This is a genomic window from Streptomyces yongxingensis (genome assembly GCF_055597465.1).
On record NZ_CM145717.1, the window covers coordinates 7363609 to 7378994 of the forward strand.

At 69.4% G+C, this 15386-nt stretch carries 16 protein-coding genes and 2 pseudogenes; 15 read left to right on the forward strand and 3 right to left on the reverse strand.

What is annotated here, in order from left to right; translation table 11 throughout:
• Positions 1-79 precede the first annotated feature (79 nt).
• The 7 genes from ACZ6TD_RS31285 to ACZ6TD_RS31315 all read left to right on the forward strand — a co-directional run bounded on the left by ACZ6TD_RS31285 (position 80) and on the right by ACZ6TD_RS31315 (position 5884).
• The gene (locus ACZ6TD_RS31285) at positions 80-757 is read left to right on the forward strand and encodes a hypothetical protein (RefSeq protein WP_471343484.1); all 678 of its coding nucleotides are present in this window, start codon (positions 80-82) and stop codon (positions 755-757) included.
• Positions 758-866: 109 nt separating this feature from the next.
• The gene (locus tag ACZ6TD_RS31290; RefSeq protein WP_471343486.1) at positions 867-1250 is read left to right on the forward strand and encodes a VOC family protein; all 384 of its coding nucleotides are present in this window, start codon (positions 867-869) and stop codon (positions 1248-1250) included.
• A gap of 191 nt (positions 1251-1441) precedes the next feature.
• The gene (locus ACZ6TD_RS31295; protein WP_471343487.1) at positions 1442-1990 is read left to right on the forward strand and encodes a DUF1062 domain-containing protein; all 549 of its coding nucleotides are present in this window, start codon (positions 1442-1444) and stop codon (positions 1988-1990) included.
• Positions 1991-2494: 504 nt separating this feature from the next.
• Complete coding sequence (locus ACZ6TD_RS31300; RefSeq protein ID WP_471343489.1) at positions 2495-3235, forward strand: class I SAM-dependent methyltransferase; 741 nt, start codon at positions 2495-2497, stop codon at positions 3233-3235.
• 425 nt (positions 3236-3660) lie between these two features.
• Positions 3661-4593 carry an alpha/beta hydrolase gene (locus tag ACZ6TD_RS31305; protein ID WP_471343491.1) on the forward strand — a complete coding sequence of 311 codons (933 nt, stop codon included), beginning with the start codon at positions 3661-3663 and terminating at the stop codon, positions 4591-4593.
• A 16-nt stretch (positions 4594-4609) separates the two neighbouring features.
• Positions 4610-5362 carry a helix-turn-helix transcriptional regulator gene (locus ACZ6TD_RS31310; protein WP_471343494.1) on the forward strand — a complete coding sequence of 251 codons (753 nt, stop codon included), beginning with the start codon at positions 4610-4612 and terminating at the stop codon, positions 5360-5362.
• Between the two features lie 45 nt (positions 5363-5407).
• Positions 5408-5884: a hypothetical protein gene (locus ACZ6TD_RS31315; RefSeq protein WP_471343495.1), complete on the forward strand. Its 477-nt coding sequence runs from the start codon at positions 5408-5410 to the stop codon at positions 5882-5884.
• Between the two features lie 7 nt (positions 5885-5891).
• Here the strand turns inward: ACZ6TD_RS31315 and ACZ6TD_RS31320 are convergent, their stop codons facing one another.
• Positions 5892-6320, reverse strand: coding sequence for an ATP-binding protein (locus ACZ6TD_RS31320; protein ID WP_471343497.1), 429 nt, complete (start codon positions 6318-6320; stop codon positions 5892-5894).
• A gap of 172 nt (positions 6321-6492) precedes the next feature.
• Here ACZ6TD_RS31320 and ACZ6TD_RS31325 point away from each other — a divergent pair, with 172 nt between their 5' ends.
• The 4 genes from ACZ6TD_RS31325 to ACZ6TD_RS31340 are packed head-to-tail and all read left to right on the forward strand — an operon-like array spanning position 6493 to position 9208.
• Entirely contained in the window at positions 6493-7344 is an 852-nt protein-coding gene (locus ACZ6TD_RS31325; protein ID WP_471343499.1) for a helix-turn-helix domain-containing protein, read from the forward strand.
• A gap of 10 nt (positions 7345-7354) precedes the next feature.
• A complete protein-coding gene (locus ACZ6TD_RS31330; protein WP_471343500.1) occupies positions 7355-7561 on the forward strand; it encodes a DUF397 domain-containing protein in 207 nt (68 codons plus the stop codon).
• Between the two features lie 15 nt (positions 7562-7576).
• Positions 7577-8326, forward strand: coding sequence for a DNA repair protein RecO (gene recO / locus ACZ6TD_RS31335; protein WP_471343503.1), 750 nt, complete (start codon positions 7577-7579; stop codon positions 8324-8326).
• A 36-nt stretch (positions 8327-8362) separates the two neighbouring features.
• Complete coding sequence (locus tag ACZ6TD_RS31340) at positions 8363-9208, forward strand: isoprenyl transferase (protein WP_471343504.1); 846 nt, start codon at positions 8363-8365, stop codon at positions 9206-9208.
• Positions 9209-9256: 48 nt separating this feature from the next.
• On the opposite strand, the gene ACZ6TD_RS31345 is transcribed toward ACZ6TD_RS31340, so the two are convergent.
• On the reverse strand, positions 9257-9835 hold the full coding sequence (locus ACZ6TD_RS31345; protein WP_471343506.1) for a TetR/AcrR family transcriptional regulator: 579 nt from the start codon (positions 9833-9835) through the stop codon (positions 9257-9259).
• 71 nt (positions 9836-9906) lie between these two features.
• Here ACZ6TD_RS31345 and ACZ6TD_RS31350 point away from each other — a divergent pair, with 71 nt between their 5' ends.
• Complete coding sequence (locus tag ACZ6TD_RS31350; RefSeq protein WP_471343507.1) at positions 9907-10500, forward strand: dihydrofolate reductase family protein; 594 nt, start codon at positions 9907-9909, stop codon at positions 10498-10500.
• A 20-nt stretch (positions 10501-10520) separates the two neighbouring features.
• On the opposite strand, the gene ACZ6TD_RS31355 is transcribed toward ACZ6TD_RS31350, so the two are convergent.
• Positions 10521-11465, reverse strand: coding sequence for an NAD-dependent epimerase/dehydratase family protein (locus ACZ6TD_RS31355; RefSeq protein ID WP_471343509.1), 945 nt, complete (start codon positions 11463-11465; stop codon positions 10521-10523).
• 232 nt (positions 11466-11697) lie between these two features.
• Between ACZ6TD_RS31355 and ACZ6TD_RS31360 the strand changes: the two genes are divergently transcribed.
• The 3 genes and pseudogenes from ACZ6TD_RS31360 to ACZ6TD_RS31370 all read left to right on the forward strand — a co-directional run.
• On the forward strand, positions 11698-12081 hold the full coding sequence (locus tag ACZ6TD_RS31360; protein WP_471343511.1) for a hypothetical protein: 384 nt from the start codon (positions 11698-11700) through the stop codon (positions 12079-12081).
• Positions 12082-12122: 41 nt separating this feature from the next.
• Positions 12123-13031, forward strand: a pseudogene (locus ACZ6TD_RS31365) (DUF6531 domain-containing protein); the annotation flags it as partial.
• Positions 13032-13110: 79 nt separating this feature from the next.
• A pseudogene (locus ACZ6TD_RS31370) lies at positions 13111-15321 on the forward strand (RHS repeat-associated core domain-containing protein); the annotation flags it as partial.
• Positions 15322-15386 lie beyond the last annotated feature (65 nt).

Genomic DNA, 15386 nt, shown 5'->3' on the forward strand with positions numbered 1-15386 from the left:
GCCTTGCGGTAGCGGGCCCGGCCAGAGTGGGTGACGCACCGAGCAGACCACCACACCAACCGCCCCTGGGGGACCCGAAATGAGCTCCAGCACCGCTCTCCGCACCGTTCGTCGCCGTACCCTGCGCGTCGCCGCCGCGGTCCTGATCGCAGCCGCCGGCTTCAGCCTGACCGCCTGCAACGACTCGGACGCCAACGCCTCGAAGCCCGCGGCCTCCTCCGCCGCGTCCAGCAGCGCGGACTCCTCCACCGGAGCGAAGGGCTCCGATGCCAAGACCGACACCAAGGCGGGCGCTGAGGACACGGCGGGTACTGAGAGCAAGGCGGGCGCTACGGACAAGGCGGCATCCCCGGACCGCACCGAAACCCTGGTGGACGGCAGCACCGCCAAGATCTACAAGCTCGGCGACCAGCACTACCGCCTCAAGATCGTCAACGGCAGTGACGTCCTGGCCACGTTCGAGGCGAACGGGCGCGACGCCGGGCTCGACGCCAACGGCATGTACGTCGTGCTCACGATGGGCGGCGAGGTCCAGTCCTGGATGGGCGGCGAACACCGGGGGCCGGGCACCTTCGAGCTCGCGGGCGGTTGGACGGCCAAGGTCACGAAGGTCGGCGAGGCTCAGTACCGTGCGGAGATCATCGGCCACGGTGACGTCATGGGCACGATGGAGGCGAACGGGCGCGACGCCGGGCTCGACGCCAACGGCGTGTACATCGTGCTCAGCACCCGCGGTGTGATCAGCGCCCACGAGTAGCCCACGAGTAGACGTCAATGCCCGCCCGGCCGCGGCGATGGGGTCACTGGAAGGTGGCTCCACCGCCGCGGCCGGGCGGCTTTCCGGGTTTTCTCCGTAAACTGACGGCATGGCATGTCGCATCAGTGAGCTGATCCTTGACTGCGCCGACCCCGAGCGGCTCGCCGCGTTCTGGAGCGAGGTCCTCGGCTATGTCGAACTCGGCCGCGAGGACGACGGAAGCATCGAGATCGGGCCGCCCGACGTCGGCTTCGGCGGCCTGCAGCCCACCCTCGTCCTCAGCCCCACCAGCGACCCCCGGCCCGAGAAGCTCCGGCTGCACATCGACGTCAACGCCACCGACCGCGACCAGGACGCCGAGTTGGAGCGGCTGCTCGCGCTGGGTGCCAAGCCCGCCGACGTCGGTCAGACCGGCACCGAGGACTGGCACGTGCTGACCGACCCAGAAGGCAACGAGTTCTGCCTCCTGCGCCGCCGGCTCCAGCCCCTCTGACCGGCTTCGACAAAAACCAGTGGAGCGGCACCGCTCCGCGCCATTACCGTCCTGCCGGACCAAGTCGTCTAGGCAAGGACGTGCCGTTGTACACCGTGTGAGACCTCCCAAGCGCTGATTTCGTCGCGCGTCGCGCATGCGCGCCGCGCTGCTTTTTGCTGCGGATTTCTCACTGAAACCGGTGTACTTCTGTGCTCAATAACTGGGTGGTCATGCCCACCTGCCTGCCGCTCGTTCTCCGCCGTTGCCACGCGTGCGCGTCCGAGCGCTTCCGGGCGAGCGGTAAGTTCCGCGTCAACGCGAACCACAAGCTCATCGACGCCTGGCTCCTCGTGCTCTGTACCGCGTGCGGGGAAACGGCCAAGCTCACGGTCCTGGAGCGGGTGAATGTGCGCTCCGTACGACCTGAGCTGCTGGACCGGCTGCACGACAACGACCTCGGCCTGACGGCTGAGTTGCTCCAGGATCCGGTCGTGCGGCGCCGCAATCGCGTCGCCCTCGACTGGGACAGCGCCTGGCGCCTCGACACCGGCGGATCGGATCACCTGGACCGTGAGGTCATCGACGTCTCGGTCCGCTTCGCGGCGCGGATTCCGGTCCGGCCGGTGCGACTGATCGCTGAGGGGTGCGGTCTTTCGCGGGCCGAGGTCGAGAGACTGATCATGGAGGGCAAAGTCGTTTCGGCGGTCCGGCTGAGCACCAAGCTCACCGGTGACTTCACCTTCACGCTCAAGCGCTGAGCCCTCCCCGGGACCAGGGGGCCTGTCCGGCAAGACCCGCCGGACAGGCCCCATGCGGTCCGCCGCGTGGCAGGGCTTCACCCCCAGGCCCCCAGGCCCCAGGTCCACAGGCCCCAGGCCCCGGGGTCTGGGGCGAAGCCCCAGTTGCGGGAAGGGGCGGGGAGAGGGAAGAGCCCGCCGCAGGCGCCAAGGTCCGCCGGACAGGCCGCCACCCCAGCCACGACCTCGTACACGTCTCGGCGCCGCCGCGTACGTACGGTGAGGCAGAAGTAACCCTCGGCCGAGCCATCGTCCCGGGTGGCGGATGTGATGAGCGTTACCGCTCCGGGGTGCCGGTACGCGCCGCCCCGTCGTCCCATGCCGTCAACTCACCCGAAACGCGCCCAGGTCGGCCGCCGGGGTGTCACGCCCCGGCCCTCCGCGCCGCCTCCCGCATTCGCGCAGGTGAGCACCGTCACACGTCGAGGGATCCGCCCATGCGGAGCCGGTATGTAGCGTGCGCCCATGCATGCCACGGATGACTCGACCACCCCGCATGACCACGTCCTCGGACAGCGCGCCGCCGGAGGCTGGATGTTCCTCCTCGAGGCAGCCCGCGACATGCGCACCACCGGGGCCCTCGCCCCCAGCGGCAGGGCGCTGGCCCACGCGCTGACCGAACCGGTGCGCTCACAGGCGGGGCGGCCGCTGAGCGTCCTGGAGGCCGGCGCCGGTACCGGGTCGGTCACCCGTTCCCTGATCCACCAGTTGCCGGCGGGCAGCCGCCTGGACATCGTCGAGGCCAACCCCCGCTTCACCGGTCGGCTGCGCGACCTCGTCCGCACCCACCCCCACCTGGCTGGACGGTCCGAGCGGATACGTGTGCACGAGGCATACGTCGAGGAACTCGACGTATGCCGCCGTTACGACGCGATCATCTCGGCCCTGCCCTTCGCCAACTTCGATCCCCACCAGATCGAGGCGATCATGGGCCGGTATCTGGAGCTGCTGCGCCCCGGCGGCCTCCTGGCCTACTTCGCCTACCGCGGCACCCGGCAGGCCCGCAGTCTGCTCCCCTCCCGGAACCAGGTGCGGCGGCACCGGGCCGCCGAAGAGGTGCTGGCCGACTACCGCCGCCGTTACGCCACCGGCCGCCGCACGGTCTGGGCCAACCTGCCCCCGGCCGACGTCTGGCACCTGCGCCGCCCCGCGGGCGGCCTCCCGGCCGCGAGCCGGACATCCGCCGGAGCGACCGCCGGCTGGTGACCGTCAGCCATGGCCTCGCGGACAGACCCTAGTCCCGGAACGAACCGTCCGCCCTGCGCGCGTGCCTGGACAGCAGGTGCCCGCACTGCGGGCAGTGCCGCCTGAACCCCTTCTTGCGCGTTCTGGAACAGCCGCCCCAGCCACGACCTCGTACACGTCTCACAGTCCCGGCAACCGGCCGCCATGGCGTATCCCCCCAACTCGTCGCTGACCTGCCCCGCGGAACCAGTGTGCGCAATGGAGAACGCCGCCGAGCCGCCAACTGCCCTGCCTCCACCGCGTTGTGACCGGCCCAGATCGCGCCCAGCACACGGCTGTGACATCGCGGCAGCGACATCGCGGCCGCGGCATCGCACAGGCCATGACGTAGATCACAGAGAAAGGGTGACAGGGTGTTGTCGCGGGCGGCTGCGACCGTCGGCGGCATGACGATCACAGATGAGGACTGCCTCGCCGAAACCCTCGCCTTCAACGAGAAGTTCGCCGCCGACGCGGCGAGCCGGCCGGCCCGTGGGCCGGTGCCGAGCGCGGCCACCCTGGCGCTCCTACGCCGCAACCGGCTCGGCGCCGACACACCGCCGGTGAGACTGGAGCACGGCCAGGACCGCGTCGTCGCGGGCGGGGTGAAGGTGCGGACGTTCGTGCCGGACCGCGTCGACGGCGTGCACCTGCACATCCACGGAGGCAGTTGGGCGTTCGGCTCCGCGGACGGGCAGGACGAAAGGCTCTGGCGGCTTGCCGTGGAGGCACGGCTGGCCGTGGTGAGCGTGGAGTACCGCCTGGCCCCGGAGCACCCGTTCCCCGCCGGGCCCGACGACTGCGAAGCGGCCGCCCGGTGGCTGGTGGAGCACGCCACGGCCGAGTTCGGTACGGAACGGCTGCTGATCGGCGGTGAATCGGCCGGTGCCCACCTCAGCGTTCTGACGCTGCTGCGCCTTCGCGACCGGCACGGCATCACCGGCGCGTTCCGCGCGGCCCACCTGCTCTTCGGCGCCTACGACCTGTCGATGACACCGAGCCTGCGATTGTTCGGCCCCCGACCGCTGCTGAGCAACACCGATTCGCTGCGGGCCGCCTATGAGCTGTTCACGCCGGGGATGGAGGCGGAGCGGCGCCGCGACCCCGAGGTCTCCCCCCTGTTCGCCGACCTGGCCGGTGTGCCGCCCGCCCGGATCGTCGTCGGCACCGAGGACCCGCTGCTGGACGACTCCCTGTTCCTGGCTCAGCGATGGCAGTCGGCGGGCGCGCCCGTACGGCTCGACGTCATCGCCGGCGCGATGCACGGATTCACCCTGTTCCCCCTCACCGTCACCGAGCGGGAACTGCGGCGTGAGCGGGACTTCCTGGCCACCGCGTGACGGTAGCGTCGGCCTCATGAACCGCACCGCCCGGCTGTACGCGCTGGTGGAGGAGTTGCGCGCGGCCGCGCCGCGGCCGCTGACGGTCGCGGCGCTCGCCGCGCGATTCGAGATCAGCACCCGCACGGTGCAGCGCGACCTCCAGGCACTGATGGAGACCGGCGTTCCGGTGCGCACCACACCCGGGCGGGGCGGGGGCTGGTCCATCTCCCCGGAGATGACCCTCCCCCCGATCCACTTCACTGCCGAAGAAGCCTCCGCGCTGACCGCCGCGCTCGCCACTGTCGGCGCCGCCACCCCTTACGCGGGCGCGGCCCGCACCGCGGCCCAGAAGATCGCGGCCTCGATGACCGGCCCCGCTTCGACGGCGGCCCGCGAACTCGCCGCACGGATCGTGACGCGGCCGACCCGAACCGACTCCGAGATCCGCACCGCGGTGGAACGGGCCCTCGCCCACAACGTGGCGCTGCGGCTGTCCTACTCCGACGCGGCCGGGCGCGAAACCGACCGCGTCGTGGAACCGTCCGGACTCCTCACCGCCGACGGCCGCTGGTACCTCATCGCCTGGTGCCGCACCCGCCGCGCCGGCCGAGGCTTCCGCCTGGACCGCATCACCGCGGCGACCCCCACCGACGAGCAGTCCCAGCCCCACGACCTGACCGACCTGCTCCTCGGCTCAACCGCCACCGACGCGGTCCGGCCCACCACATTGGGCTCACTGGCCCCGCGAACCGACACACAGTCCCCTTCGCGGAGACTGAATGCGTGATTCCCCGGCTACCTTTGCCTCGATTATGGCGATGGTGGGGGTGTGGTGGGGATGGAACCGGATCCGACAGGGATGCTCGAGCGGCCGGGGAAACGGCCTCGGAAGCTGATCTTCCGGCTGCTGGTCGCCGTGAGTCTGGCCGCCCTCGTCGGGTGGGGCCTGTGGCAGTACCGGGAAGCCGAGCGGTTGGTCACGGGGGATCGGGCCGATGTGCTGGATGTGCGGCGGTGCTCCACTCACAGCTACAAGGGCACCCCGCAGTACACCTGCCGCGCGACGTGGCGGTTCTCCGGCGGGCGTACCGGCGAGGGGGATGTCGACGCGGGCGCCGAGCCGACGAGGAAGGGCGCCACCGTGTTCGCCGGCGACGACTGGGGATACGGCTCGCGTGGCCGACTGCTGGGCTCGGTGCTGCCGAAGGCCGGGGTCTTCCTGGTGATCCTTGGCGAACTGGCCGTCTTGCTGGTCATCTCCCGGTTCGGGCTCAGGCGCGGCTACACGCTGCCGCGTGCGCGCTCTTGACTCTTGATCACTCGGTGATGGGTTCGCGGAGCTCGAACCAGATGTGCTTGCCGGTGGGGCGCAGCCCGTTCTCCCAGGTGACGCCCCAGGCGTAGGCCAGCTCCCGCATCAGGAACAGGCCGCGTCCACCCTCCTCGTCGGGCGCCGCGTCGCGGGGGTACGGGTGGCGTTCCGGGGAGCCGTCGCGTACGGCGATCGTCGCGATGCGGTCGCGGACGAGGGTGTCGATGTGGATCAGCTGGGTGTCGGTGTGCTGATTGACGTTCGTCACGGCCTCGGAGACCAGGAGTTTCGCCGTGTCCGCGAGGTCGTGCAGGTCGTTGGCCTGGAGTAGCGCGGCGATCGCGTCGCGGCAGACCCTGGGGCTCTTGGGGGAGTTGGGGGCGCTGAAGCGGTAGGCGTACGGGGGTTCGGTGGGTTCGGCGACTTCGGGCATGGCGGTACTCCCAACGCGGTGCGTGGTTGGTTCGATGCGTTGCGCTATCAGGACCATAGAGCATGCGGGTGCAGCTATGCAGCGCTTAATTCTGTATTCATGCAGCCGCTCGTGGATTCGAGTAGTGTCGCAGGCGCACTCTGTGACGAGGTGGGCAAGGGGAGGTTCGTACATGCCGCAGAAGGCAGCCCCAACCGCGCGACAGCGCCGCGTTGGTGCCGAATTGCGCAAGATGCGTGAGCACGCCGGGATGACGGTGGCCCACGCGGCTCAGCAGCTGGGCGCCGAGGGTGCACGGGTCAGCAACATGGAGTCGGGCCGCCTGGGTGTGAGCGAGGAGCGCGTCAGGATGCTGGCTGCTGTCTACTCCTGCGGTGACCAGGCGTATGTTGACGCTCTTGCAGCCATGGCTACCGAGCGCGGCCGGGGCTGGTGGGACGAGTACCAGGGCAAGATGGCTGCCAGCGCCCTTGACCTGGCCGAGCTCGAATTCCGAGCCGTGAGCTTGCGCGCCGTGCAGATCATGCACATCCCGGGTCTCCTGCAGACTGAGGACTATGCGAAGGCCGTGTTCTCGACCGCCGAGCCGGAACCGACTCCCGCGCAACTTCGAGTCAGCCTGTCCTTCCGGTTGCGCCGTCGCGATGTCCTGGATCGGGACGATCCGCCGCCGTGCACCTTCCTTATCCACGAAGCTGCGCTGAGGATGGAGTTCGGTGGGTCCAAGGTGGCCCGCGCTCAGCTGGAGCGTGTCCTTGAGGCATCGGAGCGGGACAATGTCACGGTGCGAGCCATTCCCTTCTCCGCCGGAGGGTTTCCCAATGCCGGGGTCTCGGCTGCCTATGTGCGTGGGGCGGTCCCGCAGTTGGATACGGTGCAGCTCGACGCGCCCACCGGTGTGATGTTCCTTGACGGAGAGACCCACCTCGCCAACTACCGGCGGATTCTCGATCGGACGGAAGAGCTGTCCCTCACACCCGAAGACACGCGCGATTTCATTCACGCCATCGCGCCCCGACTCTGAAGGCATGGAGATGTCCCACATACAGTGGCGGAAGTCCTCGTACTCGGCCGACGCCCCAGACAACGCCTGCGTCGAGCTGGCCCAAGTCCCGGACGCCACCGCGATCCTCCTCCGCGAGAGCGACGAACCGCAGACCGTGATCGCAACCACCCCCGCCGCCCTCCGGGCGCTGACCCGGGCCGTCCGGGCCGGGCGGTTCGATCACCTGTGCCGCTGAGGGACAATAAACCGCATGAGTCTGTTCCGCGACGACGGCATCGTGCTGCGCACCCAGAAGCTGGGCGAGGCGGACCGGATCATCACCCTGCTCACGCGCAACAACGGCCGCGTCCGCGCCGTCGCGCGCGGAGTGCGGCGGACCAAGTCGAAGTTCGGGGCGCGGCTCGAACCGTTCAGCCACGTTGACGTGCAGTTCTTCTCGCGCGGGGGTGGCGAGCTGATCGGCCGCGGGCTGCCGCTCTGCACGCAGAGTGAGACCATCGCTCCGTACGGCAGCGCCATCGTCACCGACTACGCCCGCTACACCGCCGGTACGGCCATGCTGGAGACGGCCGAGCGGTTCACCGACCACGAGGGCGAGCCCGCCGTACAGCAGTATCTGCTGCTCGTCGGCGCGCTGCGCACCCTCGCCGCCGGGGATCATGAGCCGCATCTCGTCCTGGACGCGTTTCTGCTCCGTTCCCTCGCCGTCAACGGCTACGCACCGAGTTTCGACGACTGCGCCAAGTGCGGGATGCCCGGTCCGAACCGGTTCTTCTCGGTCGGCGCGGGCGGGGTCATCTGCGGAGAGTGCCGGGTGCCCGGAAGCGTCGTACCCTCGGCGGAGTCGCTGACGCTGCTGGGCGCGCTGCTGACCGGGGACTGGGCGACGGCGGACGCGTGTGAGCTGCGGCATGCCCGGGAGGGCAGCGGGCTCGTGGCGGCGTATTTGCACTGGCACCTGGAGCGGGGACTTCGGTCGCTGCGGTACGTAGAGAAGTAGTACGACAGAGCAAGAGCTGAGGGAGACGTGGCAGGCATGGCAGGACGCGGGTTTCTGGGCCGACAGCGGCGCGAGTACCGGACCCCGGAACCGCACCCGTCCGGCGCCCGGCCGCCGAAGATCCCCGGTGAGCTGGTGCCGCAGCACGTGGCCGTGGTGATGGACGGGAACGGCCGCTGGGCCAAGGAGCGCGGGCTGCCGCGCACCGAGGGGCACAAGGTCGGCGAGGGTGTCGTGCTGGACGTGCTCAAGGGCTGCCTCGAGATGGGGGTCAAGAACCTCTCCCTCTACGCCTTCTCGACCGAGAACTGGAAGCGCTCGCCCGACGAGGTGCGCTTCCTGATGAACTTCAACCGCGATGTCATCCGCCGCCGCCGCGACGAGATGGACGAGATGGGCGTCCGGATCCGCTGGGCGGGCCGGATGCCGAAGCTGTGGAAGTCGGTGGCGCAGGAGCTCCAGGTCGCCCAGGAGCAGACCAAGGACAACGACGCCATGACGATGTACTTCTGCATGAACTACGGCGGCCGTGCGGAGATCGCGGACGCGGCGAAGGCGCTGGCGGAGGACGTCCGGGCGGGCCGCCTCGACCCGTCGAAGGTGAACGAGAAGACGTTCGCGAAGTACCTCTACTACCCGGACATGCCGGATGTGGATCTCTTCCTGCGCCCCTCGGGCGAGCAGCGGACGTCCAACTACCTGATCTGGCAGAGCGCGTACGCCGAGATGGTGTACCAGGACGTGCTGTGGCCGGACTTCGACCGCCGCGACCTGTGGCGGGCGTGCCTGGAGTACGCCTCGCGGGACCGCCGCTTCGGCGGGGCGATCCCCAACGAGGAGCAGTTGAAGAAGGACTCCCAGAAGGACTCCCACTCCGCGTAAGCGGTATGAGCGGGGCCCGGACCCGGGCGGTGAGCCCGGACCCGATCCTCACTCCGCCGCCACGATGCGGTCCACCGCGGCCGCCACCAACTGATCCCGCTCCGCCTCCGTGAAGACGTCCGGCAAGGTGAGCTGCTCGACGATCAGCCAGTTCAGCGCCAGCACGAGCAGCTTGACGGCCGTGGCGTCGCCAGGGAGGCCCGACTCCTCGTGGTACGCGACGTTCGCGTCGAGGTCGGCCCGGACCCGCTCGGTGAGGACCTTGCGCAGCTCGGGCCGGCGGGTGGCCTCGAGGCGGAGTTCCAGCAGCGCCAGATAGCCGGTGCGGAACGATGCGACGCGGCTCACGAGCTCACGCATCAGCTCCGCGTAGGTCTCCCGGTCGCGGCCCGCCGCCCGCTGGCGGGCGATCGTGGCCTCGTCGGGCTGGAGCCGCTCATAGACCCGGGCACCGGCCTGGGTGAGCAGATCGTCGCGGCTGCCGAAGTAGTTGGACGCGGTCCCGGCGGGTACGGCGGCCTCGGCGTCCACCGCGCGGAAGGTCAGGCCGCGTGCGCCTTCCCTGGCCAGCACCTCGATCGCGGCGTCCACGAGGGCCGCGCGCCGCTGGTCGTTCCGTCTCACCATTGACACCACTCCATCTGTAGTACTACGTTCAAACCACTTCAACCAGAGTACTACGTATGGAGCGGCTAAAGGTGCGAAAGCTCGTGTACTACGTCGGTGTCACGCTCGATGGCCGCATCGCGGGCCCCGGCGGCGAGTACGACTTCTTCCCCAGCGGCGACGAACAGCAGTCCGCCGCCTACTCGGCCTGGACCAATACGCTGTTTCCCGAGACGGTCCCGACCGGGTACCGCGCGGCGATCGGCCTGGCCGACGCGCCCAACCGGCACTTCGACACCGTCATCATGGGCCTCGGCGCCTACCGCCCCGCCCTCGACGCGGGGATCACCAGCCCGTACGCCCACCTGCGCCAGTACGTGGTGTCCAGCACCCTCGAGCCCGACACCGACCCGGCCGTCACCGTCGTCCCGGGCGACCCGCTCGCCCTCGTACGCGAGCTCAAGCGGGAGGACGGCGCGGGGCTGGGCGTGTGGCTCTGCGGTGGCGGCAAGCTCGCGGGTGCCCTGCTGCCGGAGATCGACGAACTGGTGATCAAGAACTACCCCGTCGTCGCGGGTGCCGGGATCCCGGCCTTCGACGGCGCCTTCGATCCCACCGTCTTCGACGTCGCCGAGCGCACGGCCTTCCCCAACGGCGTCACGCTCACCCACCTCACCCGTCGCTGACTCGGGACTCCAGGTCTGGGTCACCGCTCATTGCCCGCCCGCAGCCAGGCGATGTACTCGGCGACCGCGCGCTCGGTGTCGTAGGCGGGCGCGTAGCCGGTGTCCTGCCGGATGCGGGTGATGTCGAGGTAGCGCGGCGGGGTGGTGCCGCCGGTGGGGAGGTCGACCCGGGCGTCCGGGACGACCTTCTTGATGGCGGCGATGATCTGGGCGTTGCTCGTGGCGCGGCCGGAGGCCACGTTGTAGGTGCGGTGGTTGAGACGGTCCGCGAGCTGGAGGAGCGCGATGGCCCGGCCCGCGTCCTTCGCGTAGCACAGGTCGAGCGCGTCCTCCGCGTACGCGGGCCCCGGGAGGGGGGAGAGGTCCGGCTCGGTGCCGCGCGCGGCGGCGTGGACGAGCTCGGGGGCGGCGAAGAACAGCGGGCCGTGGGGCTCGAGCGGCCCCCAGATCCCGGAGATGCGGTAGTTGATGATCTCGATGCCGGTGGCGTCGGCCAGGTGGTCGTTGAGCAGCTCGCCGATCTTCTTGAAGGTCGGGATGAGGTGCCCCGAGCTCAGCGACACGGGCATGTCCTCGGTGAGCGCGGCCTCCGTCCCGCCGCCGTAGACACCGATCGTGCTCGCCACGCCCACCCGCCGCACGCCCCAGTCCCGCGCGGCCTGGAGGACGTTGAGCAGGCCGCCGATCGCCGTGCGCGTCGCCTCGATGGGCTGCTCGGGGTCCGGCGGCCAGGGCATGGACCCCGCGAGGTGCACGATGCCGGTGATCTTGTGGCGCGTGCCGACGTCGAGCAGCGCGCTCAGATCGGTGATGTCGGCCCGCTCCACCGCGACCGGCGCGCTGAAACGACCCTCCGGCAGGTCGGCGGGGCGACGCTGGACCAGCACACACTCCTCGCCCGCGTCCAGAAGTGCCTGCACGGTGTGGGAGCCGATGAAGCCGAGCCCCCCGGTGACCAGAATCACTCCTGCACTCTCCTTACAGCGCTGTTGCGGCTCCGCCCGAAAGCGGAGCGCGGTTCCGATTAATATACGGATCCGTGTTCCGCTTCGTCAATGGCCCTCGGGAGGGGGAGCGGGGCGCGCGCCGAGGTGAGCGCTCTTTACTCGCTGTAGAGGCCACGTTGAACGGTCCGTGAGGGTCGTCGCCCTAGCCTGGGAGCTTTGTACGACAAACGCGCAGCGGGGGAGGCGTCGCATGGGCAGCGGCGGCGGGCACAGTGGCGGCGGGCACGGCGACGGCAAGGTCCTGGACATCAAGGTGGCTGACATCAAGTCTGTCGCGCCGACGTTCCATCACCAGGCGGTGAAGCTGAGTGAGGCGCTGACCACGCTGATCTCGACGCTGGACGGTTATGGCGAGCCGTGGGGGGACGACAAGCCGGGTAAGGACTTCGGCAAGCAGTACAAGCCGAACCAGAAGCACATCGAGTCGGCGGCCGGCATTGTTGTCCTCGGCCTGACCAGCATCTACGAGGCGATGAACGACATGGCCGACGGGCATGTCGACAACGACAAGCTCATCGAGGGCATGTTCACCAAGGCCAAGAAGGACGGGCCGGGCCACGGTGGCGGCCGGTGAGCATCGAGGACAAGGCCAAGGCCCTCCTCATGAAGCTGGGCATGTGGTGGCCGGACGCCAACTCCGGCACGCTGCGCCACGCCGCGGACGCCTGGCGGACGTTCGCCGACAGTGTGGACGATGTGCGCGTCGCGACCAACAAGGCGGCCACGACGCTCATCCACCACAACAAGGGCGAGGCGATCGACGCCTTCGAGACCTTCTGGGGCCGGTACGCTAAGGGCGAGGACGAGGGCTGGCTGAGCAATCTCGCCAAGTCCGCCCGGAACATGGCCAAAGCGCTGGACAAGTTCGCCGACACGGTCGATGACGCGATCGAGAAGCTGTGGACGCAGATCAGCATCGATGCCGTCGCACTCGTTGGCGGCGGGCTGCTGACCATCGTCACCGGGGGCGCCTCCGATGGTGTAGCGGCGGAGATCATCGCCATGGCCGCCGGTCTGGGCGTCGCCGTGGAGGAGTCGGTCGCTGTCATCGCGGCGGAGATGCTGACTGGCGCGGTTTTCACCAGTGTGCTGTCGGTGACGATCGACGCGGCGGTGGCGCAGCCGGTGAAGATCGCCCTGGGGCAGCAGAAGGGTTTCAGCCTGGACGAGGTCAACCAGGCGGCCAAGGACGGCATGATCGACGGCGGGATCTTCGGCGCGGGGTTGGGGGTGCTCAAGCCCGGTGTGATGCCGAAGCTCACCGGTGTTCCGGATCTGCTCAAGCCGCCGAAGGTGCCCTCGCTGCGCCCGAATCTCGTGGAGGAGGGTCCGGCCGCCCGTCCGGCCAAGAAGTGTCCGTGTACGGGTGAGCCGATCGACATCGCGACGGGTGCGATGCTGATGGAGCAGACTGATCTGACGCTGCCGGGGTCGTTGCCGCTGGTCTTCGAGCGCACGCATGTGTCCTCGTACCGGGGCGGGGTGTGGTTCGGCCCGACGTGGGCCAGCCTGCTGGACGAGCGGGTCCAACTGGACGCGGAGGGCGTGGTGTTCGCCGCCGCGGACGGGATGCGGCTGGTGTACCCGGTGCCGGAGCCGGGGGAATCCGGCGGGGTCGACCACGGCGTACGGTTACACCGAGCGGGGTCACCTGGCCGAGGTGACGGACGCGCTGGGCAACACCACGCGCCTGACCCCGGACGGGGCCGGGCTCCCCATTGCCGTGACGGATCCGCTGGGGCACACCACGAGTGTTCGCCGGGACCCCTTCGGCCGGGTGGTGGAGGTGACGGATCCGCTGGGCCACACCACCCGTATGGGCTGGACGACCGAGGGCAAACCGGCGTGGCGGGAGGAGCCGGACGGGGCCAGGGAGAGCTGGACCTGGGACGGCGAGGGCAACCTCCTCACCCACACGGACCCGGCGGGCCACACCACCCATCAGACGTCCACCCACTTCGACGTCCCGGCCACCCGTACGGAGCCGGACGGCGCGAGGTACGCCTTCGCCTACGACACCGAGCTGCGCCTGACCGAGGTCACCAACCCCCAGGGCCTGACGTGGACCTACAGCTACGACCCGGCGGGCCGGCTCACCTCCGAGACGGACTTCAACGGCCGCACCATCGGCTACACCCACGATGCGGCGGGTGACCTGCTGACCCGCACCAACGGGGCGGGCGAGACGCTGTACTTCACCCGGGACGCGCTGGGCCGCACGACGGAACAACGCGACGAGGCGGGCGCACGGACGACGTATGCCTACGACGCGCAGGGCGCCCTGACCCAAGCGAGCAACGCCGACTCGGTGGTGACTCTCGAACGGGACGCGGTGGGCCGAGTCCTGTCCGAGACGGTCAACGGCCGGACGACGACGTACGCGTATGACGCCGTGGGCCGCCGCACCGAACGCACGATGCCCTCGGGCCTGACGACGGCGTGGACCTATGACGCGGCGGGCCGCCCCACCGCGTTGCGTACTGGCACGGCAGGCACCCTGACCTTTACGTACGACGCGGCGGGCCGAGAGACGGAACGCCGCGTGGGCGAGTCCGTGACGCTGGCGCAGACCTGGGACAAGTCAGATCGCCTGACCACCCAGACGATCGCCGAGGGCCGTGGCAACGAGGCGGACCGGATCCTCCAACACCGCTCCTACGCCTACCGCCCGGACGGCTACCTCACCGAGATCCGCGAACTGACGTCGGGCACCCGCCGCTTCGACCTCGACCCGGTCGGCCGCGTGACGGCGGTCCACGCCCACGGCTGGACCGAGACCTACGCCTACGACACGGCGGGCAACCTGACGCAGGCCACGGCCCCGGGCCATGAGGCGCCCGGCGACCGGGAGTTCACCGGCACGCTGATCCACCGAGCGGGCCGCACCACCTATGAACACGACGCCCAGGGCCGCCTCACCCGCCGCACCCGCAAACTCCTCAACGGCCAGACCCGCACCTGGACCTACACCTGGAACGCGGAAGACCGCCTGACGGACGCGAAAACTCCGGACGGCGACCACTGGCACTACGCGTACGACCCCCTCGGCCGTCGCATATCGAAACAGCGCCTGGCCGAGGACGGCACGGTGGCGGAATCGGTGACCTTCGCATGGGAAGACACCCGCCTTGCGGAGCAATCCACATCAGAGGGCAACCACACCACCTGGGACTACGCCCCGGACACCCACCGCCCCCTGACCCAAACCGACCACACGTCACTGGTGCGCGAGCCCGGCGAATCCCTCATTGAGAAATTCACCGGCGCCGATGACGACACCGCACCCCACTTCCCCTCCGGGGCGAGCGGATCAACGGTTGATTGCCCCCTCCGCTTTCCCGGCCAATACGCCGACCCCGAAACGGGCCTGTACTACAACTACTTCCGCCACTACGACCCAGAGACCGCCCGCTACGTCACCCCGGACCCCCTCGGCCTGGACCCCGCCCCCAACCATTACGCGTATGTCACCAACTCGCTCGGCCGGGCTGATCCGCTCGGTCTTCAGCGCTGTCCACAAGAGGCTCTGGACAAGGCTTACGAACTGGACAACACTCCGCGCAAGCTGGAGCATGTAATCGACCCTCCGAAGCACGGGTTCGAGGACATCGTCAAGAATTCTGGAGGCAGGGAACAGGCATTCAGGCGCATCGTTAATAGCTTGGGCGAAAAGGATGACTTGCCGGACGCTGGCGGGTTTGTGGTCAAGCGTACGATCGACGGCGAGGTCGTGACGATTCGCGGAGCCATGGTGAAGGGGGTGCCGCGAGTAGGTACGGCGTTCATCGAAGACAAGTTCCCCGGAGGGAAATGATGGCGGCAGTCGAGCATCCGCCCAGGCATCTACGAGCGGCTGAAAGCGATGTACTCAACAAGCTC

Coding starts and splice junctions, on each gene's coding strand:
- ACZ6TD_RS31300 (WP_471343489.1), top strand. CDS start 2,495: ATGCATGCCACGGATGACTCGACCACCCCGCATGACCACGTCCTCGGA.
- ACZ6TD_RS31360 (WP_471343511.1), top strand. CDS start 11,698: ATGGGCAGCGGCGGCGGGCACAGTGGCGGCGGGCACGGCGACGGCAAG.
- ACZ6TD_RS31345 (WP_471343506.1), bottom strand. CDS start 9,835: ATGGTGAGACGGAACGACCAGCGGCGCGCGGCCCTCGTGGACGCCGCG.
- ACZ6TD_RS31330 (WP_471343500.1), top strand. CDS start 7,355: ATGTCCCACATACAGTGGCGGAAGTCCTCGTACTCGGCCGACGCCCCA.
- ACZ6TD_RS31310 (WP_471343494.1), top strand. CDS start 4,610: ATGAACCGCACCGCCCGGCTGTACGCGCTGGTGGAGGAGTTGCGCGCG.
- ACZ6TD_RS31340 (WP_471343504.1), top strand. CDS start 8,363: ATGGCAGGACGCGGGTTTCTGGGCCGACAGCGGCGCGAGTACCGGACC.
- ACZ6TD_RS31325 (WP_471343499.1), top strand. CDS start 6,493: ATGCCGCAGAAGGCAGCCCCAACCGCGCGACAGCGCCGCGTTGGTGCC.
- ACZ6TD_RS31290 (WP_471343486.1), top strand. CDS start 867: ATGGCATGTCGCATCAGTGAGCTGATCCTTGACTGCGCCGACCCCGAG.
- recO (WP_471343503.1), top strand. CDS start 7,577: ATGAGTCTGTTCCGCGACGACGGCATCGTGCTGCGCACCCAGAAGCTG.
- ACZ6TD_RS31320 (WP_471343497.1), bottom strand. CDS start 6,320: ATGCCCGAAGTCGCCGAACCCACCGAACCCCCGTACGCCTACCGCTTC.
- ACZ6TD_RS31285 (WP_471343484.1), top strand. CDS start 80: ATGAGCTCCAGCACCGCTCTCCGCACCGTTCGTCGCCGTACCCTGCGC.
- ACZ6TD_RS31305 (WP_471343491.1), top strand. CDS start 3,661: ATGACGATCACAGATGAGGACTGCCTCGCCGAAACCCTCGCCTTCAAC.